This is a genomic window from Pseudomonas retamae, from assembly GCF_043496865.1.
In the GTDB taxonomy this organism is placed as follows: domain Bacteria; phylum Pseudomonadota; class Gammaproteobacteria; order Pseudomonadales; family Pseudomonadaceae; genus Aquipseudomonas; species Aquipseudomonas retamae.
The window spans coordinates 440,110-466,034 of record NZ_JBIEIL010000004.1 but is presented as its reverse complement, the minus strand read 5'-3'; the positions used below and the strand labels follow the sequence as shown (position 1 = coordinate 466,034).

The following is a 25,925-nucleotide window of genomic DNA, read 5'->3' as shown; positions in this document are numbered from 1 at the left end:
GTTGGGAAGGGCTCAGCTGCGCGGGACTTGCCGGCCGGGTGTGTCGGGGGCCAGTGCGCCGGTCTGCAGCCAGGTCAGAGCGATGGGCCATAGTGTGGCTTGGTATGCGCTGCGAAAAAAGGCGAAATGTCCGACTTGTTGTTCGCCAATGTCCCTCGGCTCGATACGCAGGTGAATTTTTGTCGCGTTGCTGAAGTAGTCGAGCAGGCGTTCGATGGCCGGGATCGTGCCGTAAGGGTCGTCGCTGATGCTGATGGCCAGGGTTTGTGCATGAACGTTGGCGAAGGGCAGGGCGCCAGTTTTCTGCAACAGGGCGCGACCGCTCGGGCGCTGTTCGAAACGTGCGGCAGGCGTGCTCCAGTCGCGTACAACGCCCTTTGGCGTGTCTTCCAGCCAGCCGAGCCGCTTACCCGGGAAAAAGCCGCAGAGCAGCGTCAGCAGAGGCATGACCACATGCCATTTGCCCAACATGCGCCAGCGCTGTTCGGTTGCGTAGTCGTGCCAGTACGCGAACTGCGCGCCGACGGTGACCAGCCGTCGGATTCCTCGCCCGGATTCGGCCAGCCCCGCCGCGCAACCGCCAAAACTGTGACCGACCACATCGATCGGCTGCCGGGGAAACTCCCGCTGCGCACGTTTGAGCATCGCTTCGAAATCCAGCGAGCCCCAATCCGTCCATGACGCGTTCAAGCCTTTGATCGAAGCGCGGCGTGATTCGCCGATGCCGCGATAGTCGTAGGTCATCACGTCGAAGCCATGGCTGAACAGATAAGCCGCGAAACGTGAATAGTGACGGCAACGCACGGACGTGGCGGCATTGATGATGACCACCGGGCGTTGCGGGTCGGGCGAGCTGTGGCGCCAAGTGAAACCGCCGAGTGCATAGCCGTCGTCGGCGGTTTCCTTGAAGGCGATACCTTCGCTTGCAGTCAGAACCGGTTGGCTCAATTCAGCGTTTTCCGGTCCGGTTGTGTGCTGACTGCTCATGGTGCTCGACCTCGACGGAGATTCGCCAACGATAGTCTCAGTGGTGTCTGTGAACAATCCAGCCGGTTTATTCAGCGGATTGGGTGAGCATGCGTTCTTCAATCAGCGCCTGTTCGCGGTTCAGTTCGGCACGTAGCTGTTCTTCGCTCGGCAATATCGTTTTGTAACTGCTGGCGAACAGTTGCTCATTGCCTTTGAGCATCGAATAACGCGCAACCGAGTCGTTGCTCTCGGCGCTCAGAATGATGCCGACAGTCGGCTTGTCGCCCTCGCTGCGCTTGAGCTCGTCGTACATGCGCACATACATGTCCATCTGCCCGACATCGCGGGCGCTGAGCTTGCCGCGTTTGAGGTCGATGATCACGAAGCACTTGAGGAGGTAGTTGTAGAACACCAGATCGATGTAGAGATCAACGCCGTCAGTGCTGATGCGTTGTTGCCGAGCGACAAAGGAGAAGCCTTTGCCCAGTTCAAGCAAAAAGCTTTGCAGGTGATCGATGAGAGCTTGTTCGAGTCCGCTTTCCCTGACTTTGCCCGCAGAGGGCAGACCGAGGAATTCGAGCATGACCGGATCGCGAATGAATTCCCGTGGATTGCATTTCATGGCATTGATGTTGGTGGTTGCTTCCTCGACCACTTCGGTTTTGTCCTGGCTCATGAGCAGGCGCTCGTAATAGAGCGTCAGGATCTGCCGATCAAGGGCGCGACTTGACCAGTTGAGGTCGGCACATTCGTTCATGTACCACAGACGTGCTTTCTCGCTTTCGACGCGTAGCAGGCGGCGGTAATGGGTCCAGCTCAATTCGTGACGCAGTGCGTCACGAATTGGAAACGCCTGATAAAAGAGGCGCATGTAGCGCAGATTGGAGGCGTCAAACCCCTTCCCGAACTGCTCCGTCAGATCCTTCGCCAGTAGCGCCAGCAACCGCTGGCCATAACCCGCACGCTGAGCGCCTTTTTGCTCGAACTCGACAATATGCCGGCCGATCTGCCAACAAGTCTGCACTTGAATCGTATCAACCGCTCGCAGCACTTTTTGCCGCGCCTGGCGAATCAGCTCGCCCAGTTCGCCCAGCAGTGAATCGATTTTCGGATCTTGCGTATCAGCAGGTTTTAGCTGGCTCATCGAGTCTTCCGCGTCAGGGTGAACAGACGCAAAAGCATGACGATTGTCGCCGTTTCAGTATGTCGGGGGAGACGGTGAAGTCCGCAGGAAGAAGAGATTGCCATTGCAGGACGTTGCCGAGGACCGAAGCTTTGCCGGGCCGGCGTCTGTAGTCTATTTCGTACGCTTGAGGACAACCGTTAACGCGAACGCGGTTTGCGTTGGGTTCTGGCCACAGGTTTGTCGATACGCGTCAGTCTGTGCCACGCCAGGCCTGCGGCCATCAGTAACGCGCCGAACAGACCTTGAAGTACGACATGAAACCAGTACGCGCCCGGCTGCCCGGCGAGGGTGTAGACCTTGCTCGGCCCGCCGCGCGTGGCGGTGCTGATCGTCTCGTGGATAACGCCGTCGATGGCGGAGTAACCCAGCAGCGCGCCGGTACCGATCAGAAACAGGTAAATCATGATTGCCAGCCCTCTGGACACCAGGCTATCGCGGGGTGGGGATGGATGCGGCCGCGGAATACGAGTGCGCTTCTGGTTCATGAGATTCAGTGGCAGCCCATTGGGCTGCCACTTATCCCTGGATCAGGCTTGCGTCGTTTGAGCGCGCAGGATTTGCTGCTTGCGCTGTTCTTCAGGCAAGTCGTTGATGCAGTAATTCACGTAGAAGATGTTGAAGAAGAAGGTGTAGAAACCGTTCATGCGCAAATCGATCTTGTGCACGTTGAGAGCGTATTCCGACAATGCGTTCTTCGCCTTGAACGCCCAGACGATATAAAGCGCGTTATAGGCAATCATCAGAGCAAACGACAGTGTGTCGAACAGCACATCGCCCAGGTTCGACAGCAGGCCGCACCAGCCAAGGCAGACGGCGAGCCAAATGATGTAGGTATCGTCGACCAGTTTGATTTTTGTGGTTTCGCTGATCTTCTGATTGCTCTTGTACAGCCAAAGCAACAGGTACAGCCCGGCGGTGGCCATCGACAGCAGAACCATGTTCAAGGTTTTGGTGTTGATCTTGTCTTTCAACTCATTGATGTCGGACATAACGATTCCAGGTTCGGTTTTTCGAGAAGGTGGGCGTGCCTGGAAGGCTGACTAGTCTGGTCGGGCAGGGCGGGGATGTTTGCGCGGAGGGGTGAAAAGCACGCACTCCTTGCGTATCTCGATCCTGTGGCGACTGATTCGAAAGCGGGGGCATTTCGGCATCAACATCGACGGTCTTCCATGTACCTGAAAAATAATAGCACGGAGCCATCAATCAATCAGAGCACTAAAGCTAAAAGTTTTCGGGTGCGCCGTTGGGTTCATTCGCCGGGTTTATCAAATCGCAGACATAAAAAAACCCTGAATCTTGCGATTCAGGGTTTTCGGTATTTGGTGCCCAGAGACGGAATCGAACCGCCGACACGGGGATTTTCAATCCCCTGCTCTACCGACTGAGCTATCTGGGCAACGGGGCGCATTAAAAGGGTTTTTCGGATTTACGTCAACGACTTTTTGAAAATTTCTTAAATTAATTCCGTCGCTTACGAAAACCCCGGGTTATTCGGATGGCGGCACGTAGCCTTCGGCCTTGGCGTATTCCTCGCCGGAGAAGTACTTGTCCATTTCGCCCTGAAGGAATTTGCGGTCTTCGGCGTTCATCATGTTCAGACGCTTTTCATTGATCAGCAGGGTCTGGTGTTTCTGCCAGTCGGCCCAGGCCTTGGCGGACACGTTGTCGTAGATGTCCTGGCCCTTGGCGCCAGGGAACGGCGCGCGTTCAAGGCCTTCGAGTTGTTCTTTGTACTTGCGGCACATTACGGTGCGGGTCATGGCGATACTCCTGCATTCAAGACGGCGGCCGCGCGTTCGAGCAAGGTCTTGACCGGGGCGGCGAGGCCCAGGCGCGGCGGGGTGGCGAGGTTATACCAGAGCCAGTCGGCCTCGGCCACGTGATGGGCGGCCTCCTGTACCTGAACCAGCCAGGGTTCGATCGACAGCTGGAAATGGCTAAACGTGTGGACAAGGCCCGGCAGCGCCTGCTGCTGGCCCATGGTCAGCGAGTGCTGATCGGCCAGATGCTGCAGATCGTCCATATCATCCAGCTCCGGCAGGCTCCACAAACCGCCCCACAGTCCTGTCGAAGGGCGGCGGTAAAGCAGAATCGCGCCTTCACCGTTGGCGAGCATCGGCATCAGCGTGCGCTTTTGCGGAATGGCTTTGCGCGGCTTGGGAATCGGGTAGCGGGTTTCCAGGCCGAGCATGTGCGCTTCGCAGCCACGCTCCAGCGGGCACAGCAGGCAGCTCGGTTTGCTGCGCGTGCAGAGCGTGGCGCCGAGATCCATCATCGCCTGGGTGTAGGCGTTGACCCGATTGTGCGGGGTAAAGCGCTCAGCGTTGGCCCACAGCTGTTTGGCCACCTTCGGCTCGCCGGGGTAACCCTCCTGCGCGGTAAAACGCGCCAGCACGCGTTTGACGTTGCCGTCGAGAATCGGCGCGCGCAGGCCCATGCTGATGCTGGCAATGGCGCCAGCTGTGGACAGGCCGATGCCCGGCAGTTCGGTGAGTTTTTCGACGTCGCGCGGAAACTCGCCGCCGTACTGGCTGACGACGATCTTCGCGGTCTTTTGCAAATTGCGCGCGCGGGTGTAGTAACCCAGCCCGGTCCACAGATGCAGCACCTCGTCTTCCGGTGCTGAGGCCAGCGCTTCAACGGTCGGCAGCGCGGTCATGAAGCGATCAAAATAATTGAGCACCGTGCTGACCTGGGTCTGCTGCAGCATGATCTCCGACACCCACACCCGATACGGATTGATGTTCTGTTGCCAAGGCAGATCGTGGCGGCCGTGGCGGTCGAACCAGTCGAGCACCGCGGTGGAAAACTGCTCCGCTGTCATCGCTTGAACAGCCCCTTCAATGCGTTTTTCAGTTCCGGGCTGACTTTGTCGCCCAGCTTTTCGTCGATCTTTTCGCTGAGCTTGTCGCCGGCCATTTTGCTCGCGACCTGGCCGAGGCGGTCATTGTCGATGCGGCAGGCCTTGGCGCCGAGTTCCAGCGGGCCGCGGCAACGCAGCGGCCATTCGACGCCGACGAATTTTTCGCCGACCTGGCACGCCGGGTCAGGCATGGCGCTGGTGTCGCCTTCGACGATGATGCCGACGCGGTAATCCATGCCGAGTACGCGCAGGTCGATGTCGCCGTCACCGTTGACGGTCATGCCGGGGATGCGCACTTTCAGGTCCGGGTTGCTGGCGACGCCGTTGCGTACAGTCAGGTTGCCCTTGAGTTCTTCGAACGGCGTGTCCTTGCCGCGCGGCTCGCCGCTGAGAGTTTTGCGATTGAGCGTGGCGATGCCTTTGCACAGTTGCTGCTCAAGGTTGGCATTGAGCAGCACGCCGTTGTTGATGACGAAACTGGCGTTGCCGTTCAGCGTGTCGATCAGCGCCTGCTGGCTGTTGCCACTGCCGGTGAAGCTGCCGGTGAGTGTCACCAGACCTTTGACCGGCGGATTCTTGCCTTGGCTTTCGATGATCTTTTCTGCGGGCACCCGATTGAGTCGGGTCTGCAGATTCAACACCGGCGCGCTCGGGCGCACGTCGAGCGTGCCGTTGGCGACGAATCCGCCGTTGTACAGATCGCCGCTGAGGTTGGTCAGGGTCAGCAGGCCGCCCTGGCCGCTGGCCTTGAGCGCGGCGTTGTCGATCGGCAGCTTGTCGAGGGTCAATTGGCCGAAGCTAAGATCAGCGTCCACATCGAGCTTGGCCAGACGTTCGACCGGCAGCAGGCGCTCGGTGCTCCAGGCGGTTTTGCTCGGTTTGTCCGGCAGCGGCGTGGTGCCTGCGACGGCACCGGCCTCGGTGCTTGCAACCTCGGCCTGACGCGTCTGTGTGGCGCTGTTGGCCTGCGCCGATTTTGGCGGCAGATAACGGTCGGCGTTGAAGGTGTCGGCCTTGAGGATCATCCGCAGCGATTGCTTGGCGAAGTCTTCCACGGCGATACGGCCGCTGATGCTGCTGTCGTCGAGCTTCAGGTTGATGTTGTCGAAGGCGATGCTGCTGGGCGTGGCCGCGATGCGGCTGACCAGTTCGACCTTGCTCAGACTGCCTTCGGCCATGGCCGGCAGCGTCTGCCCGACGCTATCGACGAATTTCGCCAGATCGAACTGGGCGATGGAAATACCGCCAGTGATCTGCGGCGTCTTGTCGAGGTCGTTGGCTTTCAGTTCGCCCAAGGCGCGCAGCTGGTTGGCGGAAATCTTGATGCCAGTCCATTCGGCGACATTCGCGGCTTTATCCAGCAATAGCTGGCCTTGCGCCGAGAAGGTCATGGTCTTGCCTTGCAGCGGATCGCCGGCCAGTTCGCCGGACAACTTCAAGTCTTCGAACTTGTAGCGCTGTACGGCGCGTTCGAAGCGCAACTCGCCGCTGAGCTCGGTACGCACGCGCAGCACCGGTTGATTGGTGCCAAGAAACGCGGTGGCTTTAACCGGAATATTGGTCGAGTCGTGGACCGGGCCGGTGCTCAACTGGATGCTTTCGGCGCTGAACTGCTTGCCGGTCAGCTCGTCGGTGTACTCAACGCGGGCGTTGTTGACGGTCAGGCTGTCGATGTCGAGGCGAATCGGCTGCGCCGGTTTTTCCACAGCTACGGTCGGTTCGCCGGCAGGCGCGTCGATTTTGGCCGGCGGGGTTGTGCCCGGCGCAACTGGCACCTTGCCAATGTCTTCCCAGTTGCCGTGACCGTTCTTGTCACGGTTCAGACGCAGGTTCAGGCCCTCGACGCGGACATCGCTCATTTGCACTTCGCGGCGCAGCAGCGGCAGCACGCGCACCGACAGGCCGAGCATCTGCAGGTCGGCGAACGGTTCGGCAGGTTTGGCCAGGGTGGCGACGCTGGCTTCGTGCAATTCCAGGCCGAGCCAGGGGAACAGGCTCCAGCCGATATCGCCATTGAGCGTCAGCTCGATGTGGGCCTTGTCGCGAGCTATCTGGCGGATCTCGTCTTTGTAGTCGTTGGGATCGAAGAGGTGGGTCAGGGCAAAGCCTGCCGCCACGATGATCAGCAACAACCCGAGAAGCACCAGACCCAGGATTTTGCCGAACGCTTTCATGGGCGAGTCCTTGTAGTGAGTCGAATTCGTAAATTAGCCGGGGAGTATAGCGCTGCAACGGCCCGGTTCGCTGTGGCGTCCTGTTGCCAGTACGTCCAGCGTTACGTGCAATTTGGCCGCGAGGGCTTGCGCCTCGACCTGTCCGGCAGGCGCGAGCAGGCGCAGTTCAGCCCCCGCTTGCGACGCCATTTCCTGCGCTTGGTTCACCAGCCGTTCGGCGACTCCGCGACGGCGGGTAACTTTTCGCACGCATAAATGGGACAAGTACCAGACATCGTGGTGCCTTTGCAGACGCCCGGCACCGAGCAGGCGGTCGTTGAAGCGCGCGGCGATCAGAGCGCCGTCGGCGAGGCTGCTTTCGATCAGTCCGAAAGCCCCGGAAAACGGCGCGTATAGCCATGGCGGCGCGTCGCGATAGATCTTCTGCAAGTCCTGCTGATCTTGATTATTGGCGTCTTGTAGCACCTGGACGGTGATCGGCATGGTCGTTTCCTGAGTGGTACGAGAACAGATGACTTGAAAAAAGGTGATGTCAGTTTGGTTTTTCTGTCACCTGAGAATGGTAACCTTCGCCAGTTCGTCCGCCCGTCTGCGACTTAACGTCGCGCCTTCAAGGAGCTTCACCTGAAAAAACGGTCATGCCTGCGTGCATAAGGCCGAGGGTGAGCAGTGGCTGGCGAACCATACTAACAATTGGGGGATACACAATGAGCACGAGCATCACGGCGGACGGCCTGCGCGCCGACCAGCCTGCGTTCCTGTCCAAGGAACGCATCATCGCCAAGCCCGGTTTCAACCGCTGGCTGGTTCCACCCGCCGCTTTGGCCATTCACCTGTGCATCGGCATGGCCTATGGCTTTTCGGTGTTCTGGTTGCCGCTGTCCAAGGCATTGGGCGTTACCGCTCCGGTGGCTTGCGCACCGGACATGAGTTTCATCGCACAGGTATTTTCTTCGAACTGCGACTGGCCGATCTCCATGCTCGGCTGGATCTACACGCTGTTCTTCATCTTCCTCGGCTGCTCGGCAGCGATCTGGGGTGGCTGGCTGGAACATGCCGGGCCACGCAAGGCCGGCGTTGTTTCGGCACTGTGCTGGTGCGGCGGTCTGTTGATCTCGGCGCTGGGTATTTATACCCACCAGATCTGGCTGATGTGGATTGGCTCTGGGGTAATCGGCGGTATTGGTCTGGGCCTGGGCTATATCTCGCCAGTGTCGACCCTGATCAAGTGGTTCCCGGACAAGCGCGGCATGGCGACCGGCATGGCGATCATGGGCTTCGGTGGCGGCGCGATGGTCGGCGCACCGTTGGCCACTGCGCTGATGAGCCACTTTGCTTCGGCTGAAGGCGTGGGCGTATGGCAGAGCTTCGTGGCCATGGCTGCGATCTACTTCGTGTTCATGATCGGTGGCGCACTGTCCTACCGCGTGCCGCCAACCGGCTGGAAGCCTGAAGGCTGGACCGCGCCGGCGAAGAAAGCCTCGAACGCGATGATCACCAACCGTCACGTCCACGTGAACGTCGCGTGGAAAACCCCGCAATTTCGTCTGGTCTGGCTGGTGCTGTGCCTGAACGTATCTGCGGGTATCGGCATCCTCGGCATGGCTTCGCCACTGTTGCAGGAAGTGTTCGGCGGCAAGCTGCTGGGCGTGGATGTGCCGTTCGGTCAACTTGACGCGGGTCAACTGGCTTCGATCGCTGCGATTGCCGCCGGTTTTACCGGTCTGTTGAGCCTGTTCAACATTGGTGGCCGGTTCTTCTGGGCTTCGTTCTCGGACTACCTGGGCCGCAAGAACACCTACTTCGTGTTCTTCGCCCTGGGTTTTGCTCTGTACGCGCTGATTCCGAATATGGGTCATCTGGGCAACGTTGCGCTGTTCGTGGGCGCGTTCTGCATCATCCTGTCGATGTACGGCGGTGGTTTTGCCACCGTGCCGGCGTATCTGGCTGACTTGTTCGGTACACAAATGGTCGGCGCGATCCACGGTCGTCTGCTGACCGCCTGGGCTGCCGCGGGCGTGTTGGGTCCGGTGCTGGTGAACTACCTGCGTGAATATCAATTGAGCATCGGCGTTGAACGCGCCGCCGCTTACGACATCACCTTGTACATCCTCGCCGGTCTGCTGGTGCTGGGCTTCCTGTGCAACCTGATGGTGCGTCCGGTGGCCGACAAGTACTTCATGACCGACGCTGAACTGGCGGCCGAACAGGCGCTGGGCCATGACAAGGGGGCTGATGGCAGCACCGTTCTTGAGTGGAAAGCCGCACCGGGCAGCAAGCCGCTGGCAATCGCTGCGTGGCTGGTGGTCGGTATTCCGTTGGCGTGGGGTGTGTGGGTGACCCTGCAGAAGACGGCGGTACTGTTTCACTAAGTAGTTGCTAGAACGCAGTACCCCTGTGGGAGCGAGCCTGCTCGCGAAGACGGAGTGCCAGTCGACATGAATGTTGGCTGACCAACCGCTTTCGCGAGCAGGCTCGCTCCCACATTTGTCTGCGGCGTGTGCGAAATGGCTTGTATGGACATGTCTACCCGCGACCGCCGGGCGTTCTATCCGTCAGCCATCTCACCTCTCGTGTTTCTGTTTACGCCCCGCGTGCCTATAATGGCTGCCTTTTTCGCCCAATGATTTTGCGGAGCTGGTGATGGCCGAACGTAAGGCGTCTGTCGAGCGCGACACTCTGGAAACCCAGATCAAAGCCTCGATCAACCTTGATGGCACCGGAAAGGCCCGATTCGATATCGGTGTCCCTTTTCTTGAGCACATGCTGGATCAGATCGCCCGTCACGGGTTGATCGACCTGGATATTGAATGCAAGGGCGATCTGCATATCGACGACCACCATACGGTGGAAGACGTCGGTATCACCCTCGGCCAGGCGTTTGCCAAAGCCATCGGCGACAAGAAAGGCATCCGTCGCTACGGCCACGCCTACGTGCCGCTCGATGAAGCGCTGTCGCGCGTGGTGATCGATTTCTCCGGTCGCCCGGGCCTGCAGATGCACGTGCCGTACACCCGCGCTACCGTTGGCGGCTTCGACGTTGACCTGTTCCAGGAATTTTTCCAGGGCTTCGTCAATCACGCCTTGGTCAGCCTGCACATCGACAACCTGCGCGGCACCAACACTCACCACCAGATCGAAACCGTGTTCAAGGCTTTCGGCCGCGCGCTGCGCATGGCCGTCGAGCTGGACGAGCGCATGGCCGGGCAAATGCCTTCGACCAAAGGCGTTTTGTAATGCAGACGGTTGCAGTTATCGACTACGGCATGGGCAACCTGCACTCGGTGGCCAAGGCGCTGGAGCACGTCGGCGCGGGCAAGGTGCTGATCACCAGCGATGCGGACGTGATCCGCGAAGCTGACCGCGTAGTGTTTCCCGGTGTGGGCGCGATTCGCGATTGCATGGCGGAGATCCGTCGCCTCGGTTTCGACTCGCTGGTGCGTGAAGTCAGTCAGGATCGCCCGTTTCTCGGCATCTGTGTCGGCATGCAGGCCTTGCTCGATAGCAGCGAAGAGAACGATGGCGTCGACTGCATCGGCCTGTTTCCGGGGGCGGTGAAGTTCTTCGGCAAAGATCTGCATGAAGAAGGCGAGCACCTGAAAGTCCCGCACATGGGCTGGAACGAGGTAAAGCAGAAGGTCAGCCACCCGCTGTGGCATGACATTCCGGACATGGCGCGTTTCTACTTCGTGCACAGCTACTACATTGCCGCCGCCAACGCGCGGCAGGTGGTCGGTGGCGGTCACTACGGTGTTGATTTCGCCGCAGCGCTGGCCGATGGCTCGCGTTTCGCCGTGCAGTTCCACCCGGAGAAAAGCCATACCCATGGCCTGCAGTTGCTGCAGAACTTCGCCGCGTGGGACGGTCGCTGGTAGATGGCCGCCAAGAAGTCCAGACCGCCGATTCTGACCCTCACTCCCGAGCAGGAGAGCGAGGCCAATCGCAAGATTCAGCGGTTCATGGAAGACCGTTTCGAACTGGACCTGGGTTCGTTCGAAGCGGCGGAAATTCTTGAGCTGTTTACCCGCGAAATTGCTCCGCACTACTACAACAGGGCGATTTTCGATGTGCAGACCCACCTCAAAGAGCGGTTTGAAAGCATCGAAAGCGACCTGTGGGCCCTCGAAAAAAATTAGGAGCAGCGGCAAGCTTCAAGCTACCAGCTGCAAGAAACAGCCATACATGCGTGCTTGCAGCTTATAGCTTGCAGCTTGCAGCTCTTTGACGAAGGAAAAAGCATGCTGATTATTCCCGCTATCGATCTCAAGGACGGCGCCTGTGTACGTCTGCGCCAAGGCCGCATGGAAGATTCCACGGTGTTCTCCGATGACCCGGTGAGCATGGCTGCCAAGTGGGTGGAGGGCGGTTGCCGCCGTCTGCATCTGGTCGATCTGAATGGCGCCTTCGAAGGCCAGCCGGTCAATGGCGAAGTGGTTACCGCGATCGCCAAGCGCTACCCGAACCTGCCGATCCAGATCGGCGGCGGCATCCGTTCGCTGGAAACCATCGAGCATTACGTCAAGGCGGGCGTGAGCTACGTGATCATCGGCACCAAAGCCGTGAAAGATCCGGCCTTCGTCGCTGAAGCCTGCCGCGCCTTTCCGGGCAAGATCATCGTCGGCCTGGATGCCAAGGACGGTTTCGTCGCCACCGACGGCTGGGCTGAAATCAGCACTGTGCAGGTCATCGATCTGGCCAAACAGTTTGAAGCCGACGGCGTCTCGTCGATCGTTTATACCGACATCGCCAAAGACGGCATGATGCAGGGCTGCAACGTGCCGTTCACCGCTGCGCTGGCTGCGGCGACGAAGATCCCGGTGATCGCCTCCGGCGGCATCCACAATCTGGGTGACATCAAGTCGCTGCTCGACGCCAAGGCGCCGGGCATCATCGGCGCCATCACGGGTCGCGCGATCTACGAAGGCACTCTCGACGTCGCCGAAGCGCAAGCTTTCTGCGATTCGTACCAAGGCTGAGGACTGACCATGGCGCTGGCCAAACGCATCATCCCTTGCCTGGACGTGGACAACGGCCGGGTCGTCAAAGGTGTGAAGTTCGAGAACATCCGCGACGCCGGTGACCCGGTGGAAATCGCCCGTCGCTACGACGAGCAGGGCGCCGACGAGATTACCTTTCTCGACATCACCGCCAGCGTCGATGGCCGTGATACCACGCTGCATACCGTTGAGCGCATGGCCAGCCAGGTGTTCATCCCGCTGACCGTGGGCGGTGGCGTGCGCACTGTGCAGGACATCCGCAACCTGCTCAATGCCGGCGCGGACAAGGTGTCGATCAATACTGCCGCCGTGTTCAATCCGGAATTCGTCGGTGAAGCGGCGCAGCATTTCGGCTCGCAGTGCATCGTTGTCGCCATCGACGCGAAAAAGGTTTCCGGCCCCGGCGAAACCCCGCGCTGGGAGATTTTCACCCATGGCGGGCGCAAGCCAACCGGCCTCGACGCCGTCGAGTGGGCGAAGAAAATGGAAGGCCTCGGTGCCGGTGAAATCCTCCTGACCAGCATGGATCAGGACGGCATGAAGAACGGCTTCGACCTCGGCGTGACCCGCGCAATCAGTGACGCGCTGGGTATCCCGGTGATCGCTTCCGGCGGTGTCGGCAACCTGCAGCATCTGGCCGACGGCATCCTCGAAGGTCACGCCAGCGCCGTGCTGGCGGCGAGTATTTTCCATTTCGGCGAATACACCGTGCAGGAGGCCAAGGCGTATATGGCCAAACGCGGCATTGTGATGCGCTAGTCGCAACGCAAAAAGGTACAGGCCAGTGGACACCATGGCGCACCCAAGGCACTCTTGGGCACGCCATGGATTCCGGTAGCCCGACATGATCAAACGCCTGCTTCTCGTTCTCGCCAGCGCCTCGATGTTGCTCATCCACACTGCTCGCGCCGAAAACGCTCCCGACACCGATCTGGTGCTTCTCACCGAAAACTTCCCGCCGTACAACATGGCGAAAAACGGCAAGAATTTCGCCCAGGGCGAGAACATCAACGGCATCGCTACCGATATCGTGCGCGAAATGTTCCAGCGTGCCGGCCTTACCTACAGCCTGACCCTGCGCTTCCCTTGGGAGCGAGTGTACAAACTCGCTCTGGAAAATCCTGGCTACGGCGCCTTTGTCATGGCGCGTCTGCGCGACCGGGAAAAGCTCTTCAAGTGGGTCGGTCCGATCGGGCCGGACGACTGGATTCTGTTGGCCAGGGCGGACAGCAAGATCACCCTCGACACACTGGAAGATGCGCGCAAGTACAGGATCGGTGCCTACAAGGGCGATGCGATTGCCGAGACTCTGGCCAAGCAAGGTCTGAAGCCGATCGTGGTGCTGCGTGACCAGGACAATGCGAAGAAACTGGTCAACGGGCAGATCGATTTGTGGGCCACCGGCGATCCTGCCGGGCGCTATCTGGCCCGGCAGGAAGGTGTCAGCGGCCTGAAAACCGTGCTGCGCTTCAACAGCGCCGAGCTTTATCTGGCGTTGAACAAGGATGTCCCTGATGAAGTCGTCGCCAGGCTGCAGGCGGCGCTGGATCAGTTGCGCAAGGAAGGCGTGGTTGACGAGATCATGGGGCGATATCTGTAGTGGCGGTCACTCCGCTACTGCCGGCACGCCTGTGGGTTCGTTATTCGCCTCGTGAACAGGCGATGCCTCAGCGGGCACGACTGATTCAGTCAACGGCGGCGTCGAGTATTGGCTCAAATGCAGATTTTTCCCATCGGTGTAGCTGAACTTGCTACCGACCTGTGTGCCGTCCGTGCGTAGGAGCGTGTAGTCACTCTGCGTCAGATAAACCGCCATTGAGCTTTTTCGGGGCACGATGGCTGCGACCTCTATGGGTGCCGGGTTAAGCCATTCGTTGGAGTGACTTTCGCACTGGGTAAAATCATTGTTCAGCCGCGCCGAGAATACAAAGGGGCGGGGCAGGTGGCTTTGCCACTGCGCACCGAACTCGATCGAAGTGGCGTTGGCAAACGTGCGCAGGCTCTCGGTTTTCTGTAGACGTGGCGCGGTCCAGCGCACGGTCTTGTTTGTGTTTTCCTCGTTGTGACAATGACCCACCAGTTGATGATGGTCCGTACGCTGCAGCAGGTATTCAGGTGACTGGCGAAATTGCTGAGGAGGCGTGAGCTGTGGGTCTTTTATCGTGAACCACGGCAGTCGAGCGGTGAAGGTGGGTTGCCCGGGCGGCGCGATGACCGGCGGTGTTGCATTTTCCAGAACCGGCACGGCAGGTCGTGGATTGGACTCCATCAGGATGGGAATGCGCAACGCATGGACAACGAAATTCGTCGGTCTGGTATAGCTGTTCACCCCGATGAAAGTACCGGGCGCCAAGTGGATCTCATCGGGTCGAGCCGCTGGCGTAATCGCGCTCCACAGGCTGATGCTTTGCCGAGCACCGCTGCCCCTGTCAGACCACACCGCTTCACTCAGGCCGGCAGCGGTCAACAGGTCGGCGCGTACGCAACGAACAGCGTTGAAAGAAGGCTTTTCGTGGCCGTCGGAGCAGACCCAACCCAGTGCCACGTACCCTTGCGGGGGCACAGGTTTCCAGATCGCGCCGTCCTTCTCAGATCGCGAGCCGGAGTCTCGCCAAACCAACTCGTAGTCGTCCGGGCGCCGCAATGCAGTGCCTTTGGTCGGATCGATACTGAGCGTTTCAGCCTCTCGAACCACGGCCACCACGTGTTTTCCGGTGATGTTCTGATTGCCGTCAATGACCACATCGCCCAACGGAAAGTAGCCCGGCAGCACATCGCCAGCTGGCACAGGGCGCCAAAAAGCGGCCGGTTTTGCCCGAGAACCGGAGGTGTCCCAGATGCGCAGAAATTCAGTTGTAAAGCTGATCAGCAAGTTGTCGTTTCGGATGGGGTGCAGGGGCGCGGGAGGCAAAGCGCTATTGTCATGAGTCGTCATTGCAATTCCTGATAGTTGAAAGGCGACGCAAGGGCGTCGCGACCTGATACAGGTCTCACTTTCCGGAATTGGGCCAGATGGCTGGTGGTAACTATGTATTGCGTTGGGTGTTGCGCGGTCACTGCAACGTAACCGGTTATTACCGATAAGCGCCATCTTTGCCGTGAGCGGCCATGGCGCGGTTGCTGCGTACGCTGATCATCTGCCGGATATCGATCCAGTCGATGCCCTGCGCCTTCAGTTTCGGCAATTCACGCTCGAGCACCGCGAGGGTCTGCGGATACGGGTGACCGATCATCACCGCCGAACCCTGCTTGTGCGCCAGACTGATTGCCGTCTGCAACTGCGTGGCGATTGCAGCCTCCGTGCGTTCGTCATCGAGGAATACGTCCCGCGAGACACTCGCCAGATCGATCTTCTGCGCCTGCTGCGCGGCGACCGTCTGGGCGCTGGTGCGGCTGTCGACGAAGAACTTGTGGCGGCGCTGCAACTCACCCATCAGCCACGCCATCGCGGCTGGCTGCGCGGTCATGCGGCTGCCCATGTGGTTGTTGATGCCGGCGGTAAACGGGACTTTCTCGAAGGCGGCGTTCAGGCGTTTTTCGAGTTCTTCAATCGGCAGTTCCGGGTGCCAGGCATAAGGCCCGGTGGCCGGGTCCATTGGCATGTGCAGGATGACGATCTTGCCGGCGCGATGGGCCTCGCGGGCAAACTCGGTGGCGTGCGGTGTGTCCGGCATGATCGCGGTGGTCACCGGGCCGGGCAGGGCGAGCACGCGACGATCCCGGGGCAGGTTTTGCCCCAGGTCATCGATGATCAGCGTCAGGTAGGCTTTGTGCGATTTCGGGCTGGCGGGCTCTGCGTGAACAGTACCCGCTAGACAGCACAGCAGAACGAACAGAAAACGCAGCGACATCCTCAACGGCCGGACGTGATGCTCAGCCCTTTGAGCAGGCTCAGGGCCTGGGCCAACTGGTAATCGTCATCCTGCGGCATGGCTTTGGCCTTGCCGCCGGAGCCGGTCGGTTTGTCCGCGCCGCCGTTGCCGTTGCCCAGATGGCCCTGCAGATCGGCTTCCTTGAAGTATTCGCTGTCGGCTTCGTTGGTGATCTTCGCGCGGCGCACTTCGATATCCGGCACGATGCCCTGTGCCTGGATCGAGCGGCCATTAGGCGTGAAATACAGCGCCGTGGTGATTTTCAATGCGCGGTCGTTGTTCAGCGGCAGCACGGTTTGCACCGAGCCTTTGCCGAAACTGGTGGTGCCCATGACCACTGCGCGCTTCTGATCCTGCAGGGCGCCGGCGACAATCTCCGATGCCGAGGCACTGCCGCCGTTGATCAGTACGACCATCGGCACTGCTTCGCTTTCGTCCTTGCCGGTAGCCGAGAAGCGCAATTCGGAGTTGGCGATGCGGCCCTTGGTGTAAACGATCAGGCCTTTGGTGATGAAGTGGTCGACCACCTCCACCGCCGATTGCAGCACGCCGCCCGGGTTGTTGCGCAGGTCGAGAATAATGCCGTTGAGCTTCTTGCCGTTGTCCTTGCGCAGCTTGGCCAGCGCTTTGGAGACTTCGTCACCGGTCTTGACCTGGAACTGAGTAATACGGATGTAGCCGTAACCCGATTCGAGCAATTGCGCCTTGACGCTCTTCACCTGAATCACTGCACGCGCCAAGGTCACGTCGAACGGCGTACCGCCATCGCGCACCAGGGTCAGGGTGATTTTCTGGCCGATCTTGCCGCGCATCTTGTCGACGGCTTCGGTCATGGTCTGGCCGCGTGTTGGCTGGCCGTTGATCTTGACGATGAAGTCACCAGCCTGAATGCCGGCCTTCGATGCCGGAGTGTCATCGATCGGCGAGACGACCTTGATGAAGCCATCCTCGGCACCGACTTCGATGCCCAGGCCGCCGAATTCACCGCTGGTGCTTTCCTGCAGTTCGGTGAAATCTTCCGGGCCCAGATAGGCCGAATGCGGATCAAGGTTGCTGAGCATGCCCTTGATCGCGTTTTCCAGCAGGGTCTTGTCGTCCACAGGTTCGACGTAGGCGGCTTTGATCCGGTCCATGACCTCGGCGAAGGTGCGCAGCTCTTCCAGCGGCAGCGGGGCCTTGGCGGTCGCGGCAGTGCCTGCCGGAGCGACGGTCGGGGCCGGTTGCGCGGCGAACGCCAGAGGCGCGCCGATCACCAGGGCGATCGTCAGGGCCAGCGAGGTAAGGCGGGACAAATGCAGCATGTCGAACGAACTCCTGAATTAGATGCGGCGCTTATCCTTGCGCACGACACCATTGCGCCGGATCACTCGGGTGACCCTGCTGACGAATTGCGAAATACAGCGCTGGTGTGTCCTGACCGCCACTGTTACCGACAGTGGAGATCGACTCACCCGCTTTGACCACATCACCCGCCGACTTGAGCAGCGTCTGGTTGTGGCCGTACAGACTCAGAAAACCATTGCCATGATCGAGGATCACCAGCAGCCCGGCACCGCGCAGCCAGTCGGCGAACACCACGCGACCGCCGTGGACGGCATGCACCTGACTGCCAGCGGAGGCGCTGATCATCACGCCGTCCCACTTGGTCCGGGCATCGTCGCCGCGGCTTTCACCGAAGCGTGCGAGTAATCGACCATCAACCGGCCATGGAAGTTTTCCCCGGGTTGCAGCAAAAGGCCCGCCAAACGTCTCGCCGCTGCTCGATACCAGGGCGCCGGGGCTTGATCTGGCGGGTTTTCGTGGGGCGTCGCTGTTGTCAGCCTGCGCCTCACGCAAGCGCTTTTTTTCCGCTTCCTGCTGGGCGATCAGCGCTTTCTGTCGCGCTTCTTCTGCCTCACGAGCCTGGCGAGCCAGGGTTTCTTCAATGGTTTTAAGGACTTTAGACAGGTCTGCCTGATCCTGCTCGCGGGCGGCAAGTTTCTGGTCGCGGGCTTTCACATCGTCATTGAGCCTGGCAAGAACCTGCTGGCGCTCCTTGCGCACTTTCTCGAGTGCTTCACGCTGGGTGTCGAGGTCGCTTTTCTGTACGAGCAACTGCGCCTGCTGCAGACCGATGTCTTTTTCGACATTGGCCAGTTGGCGCAGGGTTTCGTTGAAATTCTTCAGCTGTTCCAGGCGGGCCTGGCTCAGGTAGTCGTAATAGGTCAGGGTGCGGGCAAATTTCTCGGGGTTCTGCTGGTTGAGCAGCAGCTTGAGGTATTCCTGCCGGCCGTTCTGATAGGCCGCTCGGGCCTGAATGGCGATCAGTCGCTGCTGTTCAGTGCGCGCGCTCTGGAGTTTTTTTTTCTCTGCATCGAGCCGCTGCAGCTCGGATTCGCTTTTCTGCAGCTCTTTCTGCAGGGCGTCGACCTGCTTCTGCAGCTTGCCCATCTCGGTTTCGGTGCCCTTGAGCTCCTTCTGCACTCCGGATTTTTCTTCCTGCAGCTTGCCCAGGAGCTTTTTCAGCTCGGCGATATCCTGACGCGTGGCGTCCAACTGCTGTTGGGTTTGCGCGCGCTCGTCGGCGAAGGCCGGCTGGAGCAGACAGGTCAGAGCAAGGGCGATCAGGACGCGAAGCATAGGGGCGGGCGGCACCAGGGTAAGGGACGGCCTAGTATGCCCGCCCGAGGCTGCAAAAAAAACGCCCAATTGGGGCTGTGTGATAACTGGCCTGAAAAACACCACGCACCCCATGTGGGAGCGAGCCTGCTCGCGAAAGCGGCGTGTCAGGCAACATCAATGTTGTCTGACCAACCCTTTTCGCGAGCAGGCTCGCTCCCACAAGGGGCTGGTGTCGTTTATACGAGGATCGAAGTTCCGGTCATCTCCACCGGTTTTTCCAGCCCCAGCAGCATCAGCATGGTCGGCGCCACGTCTGCCAGCACGCCACCCTCACGCACCTTGAGGTCGCGCTTGCCGACGTAAATGAACGGCACCGGCTCGGTGGTGTGTGCGGTGTGCGCCTGGCCGGTGGATTCGTCAGCCATCTGCTCGACGTTACCGTGGTCGGCCGTGATCAGCGCTTCACCGCCGACTTTCTCCAGCGCTTCAACGATGCGCCCTACGCAGGTGTCCAGGCATTCGACCGCTTTGACCGCTGCGTCGAACACGCCGCTGTGGCCGACCATGTCGCCGTTGGCGTAGTTGACCACGATCACGTCGTAACGCTGGTTTTCGATGGCATCGACGATGCGGTCGGTCACCTCTGGCGCGCTCATTTCCGGCTGCAGGTCATAGGTAGCGACTTTCGGCGACGGGATCAGGATGCGCTCTTCGCCCGGGAACGGTTCTTCACGTCCGCCAGAGAAGAAGAACGTCACGTGGGCGTACTTCTCGGTCTCAGCGATGCGCAGCTGGGTCTTGCCATTTTTCGCCAGATAATCACCCAGGACGTTTTCCAGGGTGCCAGCGGCGAAGGCCGACGGTGCAGGAATACTCGCCGCATATTGGGTCAGCATGACGAAACCGGCCAGCTTCGGCTGACGGGCGCGTTCGAAGTCCTTGAAGTCGTCTTCGACGAACACGCGAGTCAGCTCGCGGGCGCGGTCGGCACGGAAGTTCATGAACACTACGGCATCGCCGTCTTCGACTTTCACCGGTTCGCCGATAGTCGTGGCTTTGACGAATTCGTCGCTCTCGCCGCGCGCATAGGCGGCTTCAAGACCTTCCTGAGCGGTGGCAGCGTGGAAATCGCTGTTGCCGTCGACGATCAGGTTGTAGGCCTGAGCGACGCGATCCCAGCGGTTGTCACGGTCCATGGCGAAATAACGGCCGATGATGCTGGCGATGCGGCCCTTGCCGAGTGCCTGGAAGGTCGCGTCGAGCAGTTCGATCGACGACGCGGCGCTCTTCGGCGGCGTGTCGCGGCCGTCAAGGAAGGCGTGCAGGTAGATTTTTTCGGCGCCGCGCTTGAACGCCAGTTCAGCCATGGCGATCAGGTGATCCTGGTGGCTGTGTACGCCGCCATCGGACAGCAGGCCCATGAAGTGCACGGCCTTGCCGGCGGCCACGGCTTTGTCCACCGCGGCGCAGATGGTCGGGTTCTCGAAAAACTCGCCGTCGCGGATCGCTTTGGTGACGCGGGTGAAGTCCTGATATACCACCCGGCCGGCGCCGAGGTTCATGTGGCCGACTTCGGAGTTGCCCATCTGCCCGTCCGGCAGGCCGACGTCCATGCCGCTGCCCGAGATCAAGCCGTTCGGCACCGTGGCCCAGAGACGATCAAGAACAGGCTTTTTCGCCGCGAACACGGCGTTGGATTCGGGGCTGTCGCTGTGACCGAAGCCGTCGAGAATCATCAGGACCAAAGGTTTAGGCGTCGTCGTCATGGAATCCACTCGTGGCTGATAAAGAAGAGGGCGATGGAAAACGGAGTTGGAGTTTAAAGCGAAGTTCCGACCGCGTCACCGCCGGACGGGGTTTGGCCGACCATAGTGGCTGTGTATACTGGCCGACATTTTAACGCCCTGGAACCTCCTTCGATGGTTGCTCACCTGATTGAATTTGCCACTAACCACTACATTCTTGTCGGTATCTTCGTCGTACTGCTGGCTCTGTTGCTGGCGCATACGATGCAGGGCGGCGGTAAAAGCCTGAGCACCGGCGAACTGACCGCACTGGTCAATAAAGATGCAGGCGTGGTGGTAGACATCCGTCCGGCCAAGGATTACGCCGCTGGCCACATCGTCGGTGCGGTGAACATTCCGCAGGATAAACTGGCTGCCCGCGCCGGCGAGCTGGAAAAGCACAAGGCCAAGACCATCATTCTGGTCGACGCGCTGGGCCAGACCGCCGGCACCCACGCCCGCGAGCTGATGAAATCCGGCTTCACCGCCGCCAAGCTGTCCGGCGGGATTTCCAGCTGGAAAGGCGACAACCTGCCATTGGTGAAGTGATATGAGCCACGTCGTCGTCTACTCCAGCGATTACTGCCCTTACTGCTCGCGCGCCAAGCACCTGCTCGCCAGCAAAGGCGTGGCCTTCGAAGAGATCAAGGTCGATGGCAAGCCGCAGTTGCGCGCCGAAATGACCAAGAAGGCCGGACGCACGTCCGTGCCGCAGATCTGGATCGGCGAAAAGCACATCGGCGGTTGTGATGATTTATATGCTCTGGAGCGCGCCGGCAAACTCGACGCACTGCTCAAGGGCTGAACGGCTGCACCCACGTACAGCACTCCCTAAAAGACCCAAGATCGATAAGGATCTGAGATGACTGACCAACAGAACACTGCAGCCAGCGAAGAAGAAACCGCACCGCAATTCTCCTTGCAGCGCATCTACGTACGCGACCTGTCCTTCGAAGCCCCGAAAAGCCCGGCGATCTTCCGCCAGCAGTGGGACCCGGCGGTCGCGCTGGATCTGAACACCCGCCAGAAAGCGCTGGAAGGCGATTTCTTTGAAGTCGTGCTGACCCTGTCCGTAACCGTGAAAAACGGTGAAGAAGTCGCCTTCATCGCTGAAGTGCAGCAGGCCGGTATCTTCCTGATCAAGAATCTCGACGCGGCTTCGATGAGCCACACCCTGGGTGCGTTCTGCCCGAACATCCTGTTCCCGTACGCGCGCGAAACCCTGGACAGCCTGGTCACCCGTGGTTCGTTCCCGGCACTGATGCTGGCTCCGGTGAACTTCGACGCCCTGTACGCGCAAGAGCTGCAGCGCATGCAGGAAAGCGGCGAGACGCCTACCGTTCAATAAACGGTTTGAGCTGCAACGAAAAAAGCGCCGTAACAGGCGCTTTTTTCTTGGCTGATCGTTCCTACGCTCCGCGTGGGAATGCCTCGGGGGACGCTCCGCGTCCAGTGACGCGGAGCGTCACGGGCTGCATTTCCACGCAGAACGTGGGAACGATCAGGTGTGGTGTTACTTGAATTCGTTCTGGCGCCAGGCTTCGTACACGGCGACCGCGACGGTGTTGGACAGGTTCAGGCTGCGGCAGCCTTCGCGCATCGGCAGGCGCAGGCGCTGTTCCGGCGGCAGTGCATCGAGCACTTCCGGCGGCAAGCCACGGCTTTCCGGGCCGAAGATAAACGCATCGCCGGGTACGAACGCCGCGTCGTGAAACGGCCGCGAGCCCTTGGTGGTAAAGGCGAACAAGCGCGGGTTGCCGAGGCTTTCCAGACAGCTGGCCAGATCCGCGTGACGTTGCAGCGTGGCATATTCGTGGTAGTCGAGACCGGCGCGGCGCAGGCGCTTGTCGTCCATCTCGAAACCCAGCGGTTCGATCAAATGCAGGTGGCAGCCGCTATTGGCGCACAGCCTGATAACGTTGCCGGTATTCGGCGGAATTTCTGGTTGAAAAAGGATGACGTGAAACATGCACGGCTCCGAAGGTAAAGATGAGCGGCATTCTACGCCGCCTGTGGACAACCGTTCGAAACTATTCCCGCGGGTGATCGGTTCACTGGCGATTGTCGGCCTGATGGTCGGTCTGATGATCGGCCGCCTGACCACGCCGGACCCCAGCGAGTTGCAGCAGGTCGAGGTGATCGATGGCGGCCTGGTCGTGTGGTTCAACAACGAACCGAAGCTGCACGGCGAGATCATCGACGGCAGCGTCGCGCTGCTGTTTCAGGCTGAAGGCCGTTCGCAGAAAGGCCAGCTCAAGCTCAATGGCCGGGACGTCAACTGGCGCACCCGCAAGAGCGATGGTGGTTTGCTGCTGACGGTGCTGGCGGCACGGCCGCTCAAAGGCGAGTGGGTCGGCAGCGAAGTCGACGACCGCTGGCGGCTGGAGATCCGCTTGAGCGAGCCCTAGTAGGCATTCATCTTTCTTGATTCGCTCTTACACGGTCTGAGGTCGTTTCCCACTGTGCCCGTCGGCATTTCCCTCCTCCGTCGAATGCTTATCCACGCTATTGTTCGCTCCTTCAATCGGCAGGATGCCGATACCCATCGCCTCTGGCATAAAGCCCAGAGACGATTTTCAAGGACGAATAATATGCCAGTAAAACCACCTCGCAGTGGCAGCACCCGCGTAGACAGCGATGTTCACACTGCCCCGAATCGACGTTCGGAAAAGGATTTCACCCAGACGGGCAGCCTTGACCGCGATGGCGCAGCCCCTCGGGTGCGTCTCGATGATCCGGAGCTGCAAAGCGCCTCACATGGCGGCGATGCAGGTCGCGATGCGACCTTATCGACGTCGGTGGTCGAGGTTCGCCCGGCGCCGACTCTTGCCGCAGTCTCTCCCCTGTATCGACCGCTGGAGCGCTACCGGATAAATTCAGCAGCCGGGCTGCCTGACGCCGACAGCGAAGGGTTGAGAGTGCACAAAAACCGCCAGTATGCGCAGGTGGCTGACGGTGGTCTCGTCCTTGTCGGGGTGGATCCGGACACGGGCCTGTATCGCGCTCGACTTCCCAGCGAGTTGCTGCCCTCCGGTCCATGGATGTTACGCGATAGCGAGAGCGGCACCTGGCATCCGCACAGCGACTTCAACGCACACACCAATCCACTGACCGACGCAAGCTTGCGGGTGTTTCGTACCGGGCTGGATGTCCGCAGTGTAGAACCAGGCCCTGACGGAGTGATACGTCACGAAGGCAAGCTCTACGTGGTGATCCAGGAACAGACGTATCAGGTGATGCAGGACCCTGTTGCGTCGCGGCCGGAATACAAGGTTTGGCGTCTGGTCAACGCCAAGGATCCCGTCGCCACTGACAGCGCAAATATTTATCGCGCCAGCCTTGGCGGTGAAACTCGAGCCATAACACGCGATCAGGAAAACACGTGGGTCACCATCCTCACAGGGTTGCGCGGTGGCATGGATGGCAATGCCCCGGCTAATGCCAACCCGTTCAATTTTTACCGCCCCTGGCTCAGCGGCGCGGGGACTTCAGCAGGGCACGCGCCGGTCGTTGTCGCGACGACACGGGCACAGGTCAAACGGTTTTTCGCGGATTCGACGGATCAGCATGCTGATGATTTCATTGCGCGATTCGGTGAAGCGGCTGTGGCCGAAGTGGAGCTCAAGCGGCTGCAGCTCGAATTTGTGCAGCTGGACCGTGAGGTCAGTGCGTGGGAGTCGGGCTATAAGGGCAAGGTCAGTGGTGAGCGTGGCCGGCGACAGGCAATAGGTGCCCGGATACGTCGGCTGTACAAATGGCAGGGAGAGGCTTCGGAGAAAGTCTACCGAGACGGGCGGCTGGTCGGCTTCAAGCTGGAGCTCGATCTCAACGTTCGGGGAAATTTTGCACTACCGGCTTTTTCGATGCCGCTCAGATCCGTTGTCTCTCTCAGCATGGACGGCAGCCCATCGAAAAGTCTGGGAAATTTATTTTCGACGTTTTCCCATATTGAATCGCTCGAAGTTCGCAGCTTCCTGGGCAAGAGCCATGAGTTAATCGCTGAGATCAATAAACTTGCGGCATTGAAGGTACTGGTGATTGAGGAAAGCAGAGTCTGGCTTACGTCGAGCAATGCTGAACATTTCACCCGAATGACCCGCTTGCAGGAATTGAGCCTGACGAACTGCAGCATCTGGCCGCGTCTTTCGGTGCAGGGAATGACGGAATTGCGGGTCCTGCGCGCACGTTCCTGTGACTTGTTCCGACTGCCTGCAGGACTCGGTGACATGCCTGCGGCGTCACGGTTGCAGGTACTCGATCTTTACCATAATCCTGAACTGACAGAAGCGCCTGATGTGACGCAGATGTCCGATTTGCGAGTATTGAATCTCGCCTGGACCCGCATTTCTGCGCCGCCGCCTGGACTTGGTTTGCAGACCGGCCCTTCGCGACTCGAAATACTGAATCTATCGCAAAGCCGACTTACCGCGCCGCCGTCACTGCGCGGGATGACAGCGTTGCTGGAGGTCGACCTCAGCCAGACTCCCATCAGAAGCTTTCCGGAAGGTGTTACATCGGAGATTCCCGGGATACGTCTGGATCTGTCCTATACCGGAATCACCTCAATACCTGAAACCGTTGAACTCAGAAAAGGTGTCAGCCTCAGTCACGCACCGATTTCCGACCCAGTCACCTTTCGGCGGTTGATTGCTGCACGGCGGCAGACAGGCACGGATTTCTGGTTGGGAAGGTATACGCATGATCTGGTGATCGGGCACTGGATGCACAATGTCCCACAGGTGCAACACTCAGCAAAACATGCCCTTTGGGCCGCGTTAACCAATCAGACAAACATCGCAATGATGGCAAAAATCAGAGATCTGGTTCGCACGCCCGAGTTTCAGGTCGAGCGCCCGCTCTTGCAGCGTCGTGTCTGGTCATTTCTCGAGCACTTCAAAAAGGCCAGTCTCGGCGAGCAGGAAGTTTTGCGGGACTTGGCGGTCACTGAGCCCAGCCCAGGCAAGATGCTGGACAGGTTGGAAGAGGAAGTGAAGAAGTTTGATCCGACTTGGCAGCATCAGCCGCTACATCATTTGCCCAAACGCCCAAAGCTCGATTGAGCCTCAGGGGGAGGAATAAAAGCGGGAATCCCTGACCTGCCTGTATCAGGGTTCCCAAAAGGGGCGGACTTCGCTGTGAGCGTCGGTCCGGTGTAAAGAGGGAACCCCCGGCCTGCCTGTACCAAGGATCCCAAAAGGGTGAGCGCGTCGCGAAGCGGTGTGCGCCCGGTGTAAAGAGGGGAATCCCCGGCCTGCCTGTACCAAGGTCCCCGAAACGGGTGGTGAATCGAATCACCTGTAAGAGGTATTGCAGGGGGCGTGCCAGATTTTCATCTGCTGTAACAAAAAGCCTGGACAGGAACACGAAAGCCCCGGAATTCGGGGCTTTCGCGTATACGGCTTGTGAGGCTTGCAGCTTTTTCAATCGAGAGCGAGGCGATGTCGCTATGCGCGATCTCGGGTCATTGTGCATTGATGCG

General features: G+C 59.8%; 26 protein-coding genes and 1 tRNA gene. 12 read left to right on the top strand and 15 right to left on the bottom strand.

All coding sequences use genetic code 11. The features are described 5' to 3' along the window. Positions 1-12: 12 nt before the first annotated feature. The 9 genes from ACGSLL_RS10860 to ACGSLL_RS10820 form a co-directional block, all read right to left on the bottom strand. Positions 13-987: an alpha/beta hydrolase family protein gene (locus ACGSLL_RS10860; protein ID WP_394505640.1), complete on the bottom strand. Its 975-nt coding sequence runs from the start codon at positions 985-987 to the stop codon at positions 13-15. A gap of 67 nt (positions 988-1,054) precedes the next feature. Then, on the bottom strand, positions 1,055-2,113 hold the full coding sequence (locus ACGSLL_RS10855; protein WP_394505638.1) for a PDDEXK nuclease domain-containing protein: 1,059 nt from the start codon (positions 2,111-2,113) through the stop codon (positions 1,055-1,057). Positions 2,114-2,292: 179 nt separating this feature from the next. After that, on the bottom strand, positions 2,293-2,559 hold the full coding sequence (locus ACGSLL_RS10850; RefSeq protein WP_394505636.1) for a hypothetical protein: 267 nt from the start codon (positions 2,557-2,559) through the stop codon (positions 2,293-2,295). Between the two features lie 123 nt (positions 2,560-2,682). Continuing rightward, positions 2,683-3,144 (bottom strand): hypothetical protein, encoded by a 462-nt coding sequence (locus tag ACGSLL_RS10845; RefSeq protein WP_394505634.1) that lies wholly within the window; start codon positions 3,142-3,144, stop codon positions 2,683-2,685. Positions 3,145-3,475: 331 nt separating this feature from the next. Further along, positions 3,476-3,551, bottom strand: a tRNA-Phe gene (locus ACGSLL_RS10840). Between the two features lie 91 nt (positions 3,552-3,642). Further along, entirely contained in the window at positions 3,643-3,915 is a 273-nt protein-coding gene (locus ACGSLL_RS10835) for an oxidative damage protection protein (protein ID WP_258450837.1), read from the bottom strand. Beyond that, positions 3,912-4,979 (bottom strand): A/G-specific adenine glycosylase, encoded by a 1,068-nt coding sequence (mutY, locus tag ACGSLL_RS10830; RefSeq protein ID WP_394505631.1) that lies wholly within the window; start codon positions 4,977-4,979, stop codon positions 3,912-3,914. Before mutY ends, ACGSLL_RS10835 begins: the two co-directional genes overlap by 4 nt. Continuing rightward, positions 4,976-7,192, bottom strand: a complete 2,217-nt coding sequence (locus ACGSLL_RS10825) for an AsmA family protein (protein WP_394505629.1) — start codon at positions 7,190-7,192, stop codon at positions 4,976-4,978. The genes mutY and ACGSLL_RS10825 overlap by 4 nt, the downstream gene beginning before the upstream one ends. A gap of 33 nt (positions 7,193-7,225) precedes the next feature. Then, on the bottom strand, positions 7,226-7,675 hold the full coding sequence (locus ACGSLL_RS10820; protein ID WP_394505627.1) for an acetyl-CoA sensor PanZ family protein: 450 nt from the start codon (positions 7,673-7,675) through the stop codon (positions 7,226-7,228). Positions 7,676-7,899: 224 nt separating this feature from the next. On the opposite strand from ACGSLL_RS10820, the gene ACGSLL_RS10815 reads away from it, so the two are divergent. The 7 genes from ACGSLL_RS10815 to ACGSLL_RS10785 all read left to right on the top strand — a co-directional run bounded on the left by ACGSLL_RS10815 (position 7,900) and on the right by ACGSLL_RS10785 (position 13,789). Then, positions 7,900-9,564 (top strand): OFA family MFS transporter, encoded by a 1,665-nt coding sequence (locus ACGSLL_RS10815; protein ID WP_208939116.1) that lies wholly within the window; start codon positions 7,900-7,902, stop codon positions 9,562-9,564. 271 nt (positions 9,565-9,835) lie between these two features. Continuing rightward, on the top strand, positions 9,836-10,429 hold the full coding sequence (gene hisB / locus ACGSLL_RS10810; protein WP_007909204.1) for an imidazoleglycerol-phosphate dehydratase HisB: 594 nt from the start codon (positions 9,836-9,838) through the stop codon (positions 10,427-10,429). Further along, positions 10,429-11,067 carry an imidazole glycerol phosphate synthase subunit HisH gene (hisH, locus tag ACGSLL_RS10805; protein WP_394505623.1) on the top strand — a complete coding sequence of 213 codons (639 nt, stop codon included), beginning with the start codon at positions 10,429-10,431 and terminating at the stop codon, positions 11,065-11,067. The genes hisB and hisH overlap by 1 nt, the downstream gene beginning before the upstream one ends. Next, positions 11,068-11,328, top strand: coding sequence for a DUF2164 domain-containing protein (locus ACGSLL_RS10800; RefSeq protein WP_339448188.1), 261 nt, complete (start codon positions 11,068-11,070; stop codon positions 11,326-11,328). Between the two features lie 102 nt (positions 11,329-11,430). Continuing rightward, positions 11,431-12,168, top strand: a complete 738-nt coding sequence (gene hisA / locus ACGSLL_RS10795; RefSeq protein ID WP_095137961.1) for a 1-(5-phosphoribosyl)-5-[(5-phosphoribosylamino)methylideneamino]imidazole-4-carboxamide isomerase — start codon at positions 11,431-11,433, stop codon at positions 12,166-12,168. A 9-nt stretch (positions 12,169-12,177) separates the two neighbouring features. Beyond that, positions 12,178-12,948 (top strand): imidazole glycerol phosphate synthase subunit HisF, encoded by a 771-nt coding sequence (hisF, locus tag ACGSLL_RS10790; RefSeq protein WP_007909211.1) that lies wholly within the window; start codon positions 12,178-12,180, stop codon positions 12,946-12,948. Positions 12,949-13,033: 85 nt separating this feature from the next. After that, entirely contained in the window at positions 13,034-13,789 is a 756-nt protein-coding gene (locus tag ACGSLL_RS10785) for a substrate-binding periplasmic protein (RefSeq protein ID WP_394505619.1), read from the top strand. 6 nt (positions 13,790-13,795) lie between these two features. Here ACGSLL_RS10785 and ACGSLL_RS10780 read toward each other — a convergent pair whose 3' ends face one another. From ACGSLL_RS10780 to gpmI, 5 genes are all read right to left on the bottom strand, one after another. Beyond that, complete coding sequence (locus ACGSLL_RS10780; RefSeq protein ID WP_394505617.1) at positions 13,796-15,124, bottom strand: Vps62-related protein; 1,329 nt, start codon at positions 15,122-15,124, stop codon at positions 13,796-13,798. A gap of 139 nt (positions 15,125-15,263) precedes the next feature. After that, entirely contained in the window at positions 15,264-16,040 is a 777-nt protein-coding gene (locus ACGSLL_RS10775; RefSeq protein WP_394505615.1) for a divergent polysaccharide deacetylase family protein, read from the bottom strand. A gap of 2 nt (positions 16,041-16,042) precedes the next feature. Next, positions 16,043-17,362, bottom strand: coding sequence for a S41 family peptidase (locus ACGSLL_RS10770; protein ID WP_093105959.1), 1,320 nt, complete (start codon positions 17,360-17,362; stop codon positions 16,043-16,045). A gap of 31 nt (positions 17,363-17,393) precedes the next feature. Next, on the bottom strand, positions 17,394-18,680 hold the full coding sequence (locus ACGSLL_RS10765; protein WP_016772118.1) for a murein hydrolase activator EnvC family protein: 1,287 nt from the start codon (positions 18,678-18,680) through the stop codon (positions 17,394-17,396). A 218-nt stretch (positions 18,681-18,898) separates the two neighbouring features. After that, positions 18,899-20,428, bottom strand: coding sequence for a 2,3-bisphosphoglycerate-independent phosphoglycerate mutase (gene gpmI, locus ACGSLL_RS10760; protein WP_394505612.1), 1,530 nt, complete (start codon positions 20,426-20,428; stop codon positions 18,899-18,901). Between the two features lie 153 nt (positions 20,429-20,581). Here gpmI and ACGSLL_RS10755 point away from each other — a divergent pair, with 153 nt between their 5' ends. Genes ACGSLL_RS10755 through secB form a run of 3 tightly spaced genes read left to right on the top strand, consistent with a single transcriptional unit; the run spans position 20,582 to position 21,794 of the window. After that, complete coding sequence (locus ACGSLL_RS10755) at positions 20,582-20,995, top strand: rhodanese-like domain-containing protein (RefSeq protein ID WP_394505610.1); 414 nt, start codon at positions 20,582-20,584, stop codon at positions 20,993-20,995. Between the two features lies 1 nt (position 20,996). Next, positions 20,997-21,251: a glutaredoxin 3 gene (gene grxC, locus ACGSLL_RS10750; RefSeq protein ID WP_090280239.1), complete on the top strand. Its 255-nt coding sequence runs from the start codon at positions 20,997-20,999 to the stop codon at positions 21,249-21,251. Between the two features lie 57 nt (positions 21,252-21,308). Then, a complete protein-coding gene (gene secB, locus ACGSLL_RS10745) occupies positions 21,309-21,794 on the top strand; it encodes a protein-export chaperone SecB (protein WP_064117041.1) in 486 nt (161 codons plus the stop codon). A gap of 165 nt (positions 21,795-21,959) precedes the next feature. On the opposite strand, the gene ACGSLL_RS10740 is transcribed toward secB, so the two are convergent. Then, positions 21,960-22,415, bottom strand: a complete 456-nt coding sequence (locus tag ACGSLL_RS10740; protein ID WP_394505607.1) for a tRNA (cytidine(34)-2'-O)-methyltransferase — start codon at positions 22,413-22,415, stop codon at positions 21,960-21,962. Between ACGSLL_RS10740 and ACGSLL_RS10735 the strand changes: the two genes are divergently transcribed. Continuing rightward, positions 22,414-22,854 (top strand): hypothetical protein, encoded by a 441-nt coding sequence (locus tag ACGSLL_RS10735; protein ID WP_394505605.1) that lies wholly within the window; start codon positions 22,414-22,416, stop codon positions 22,852-22,854. The two genes, ACGSLL_RS10740 and ACGSLL_RS10735, sit on opposite strands and share 2 nt — an antisense overlap. A 183-nt stretch (positions 22,855-23,037) precedes the next feature. After that, positions 23,038-25,506, top strand: coding sequence for a leucine-rich repeat domain-containing protein (locus ACGSLL_RS10730; protein WP_394505603.1), 2,469 nt, complete (start codon positions 23,038-23,040; stop codon positions 25,504-25,506). Positions 25,507-25,925 lie beyond the last annotated feature (419 nt).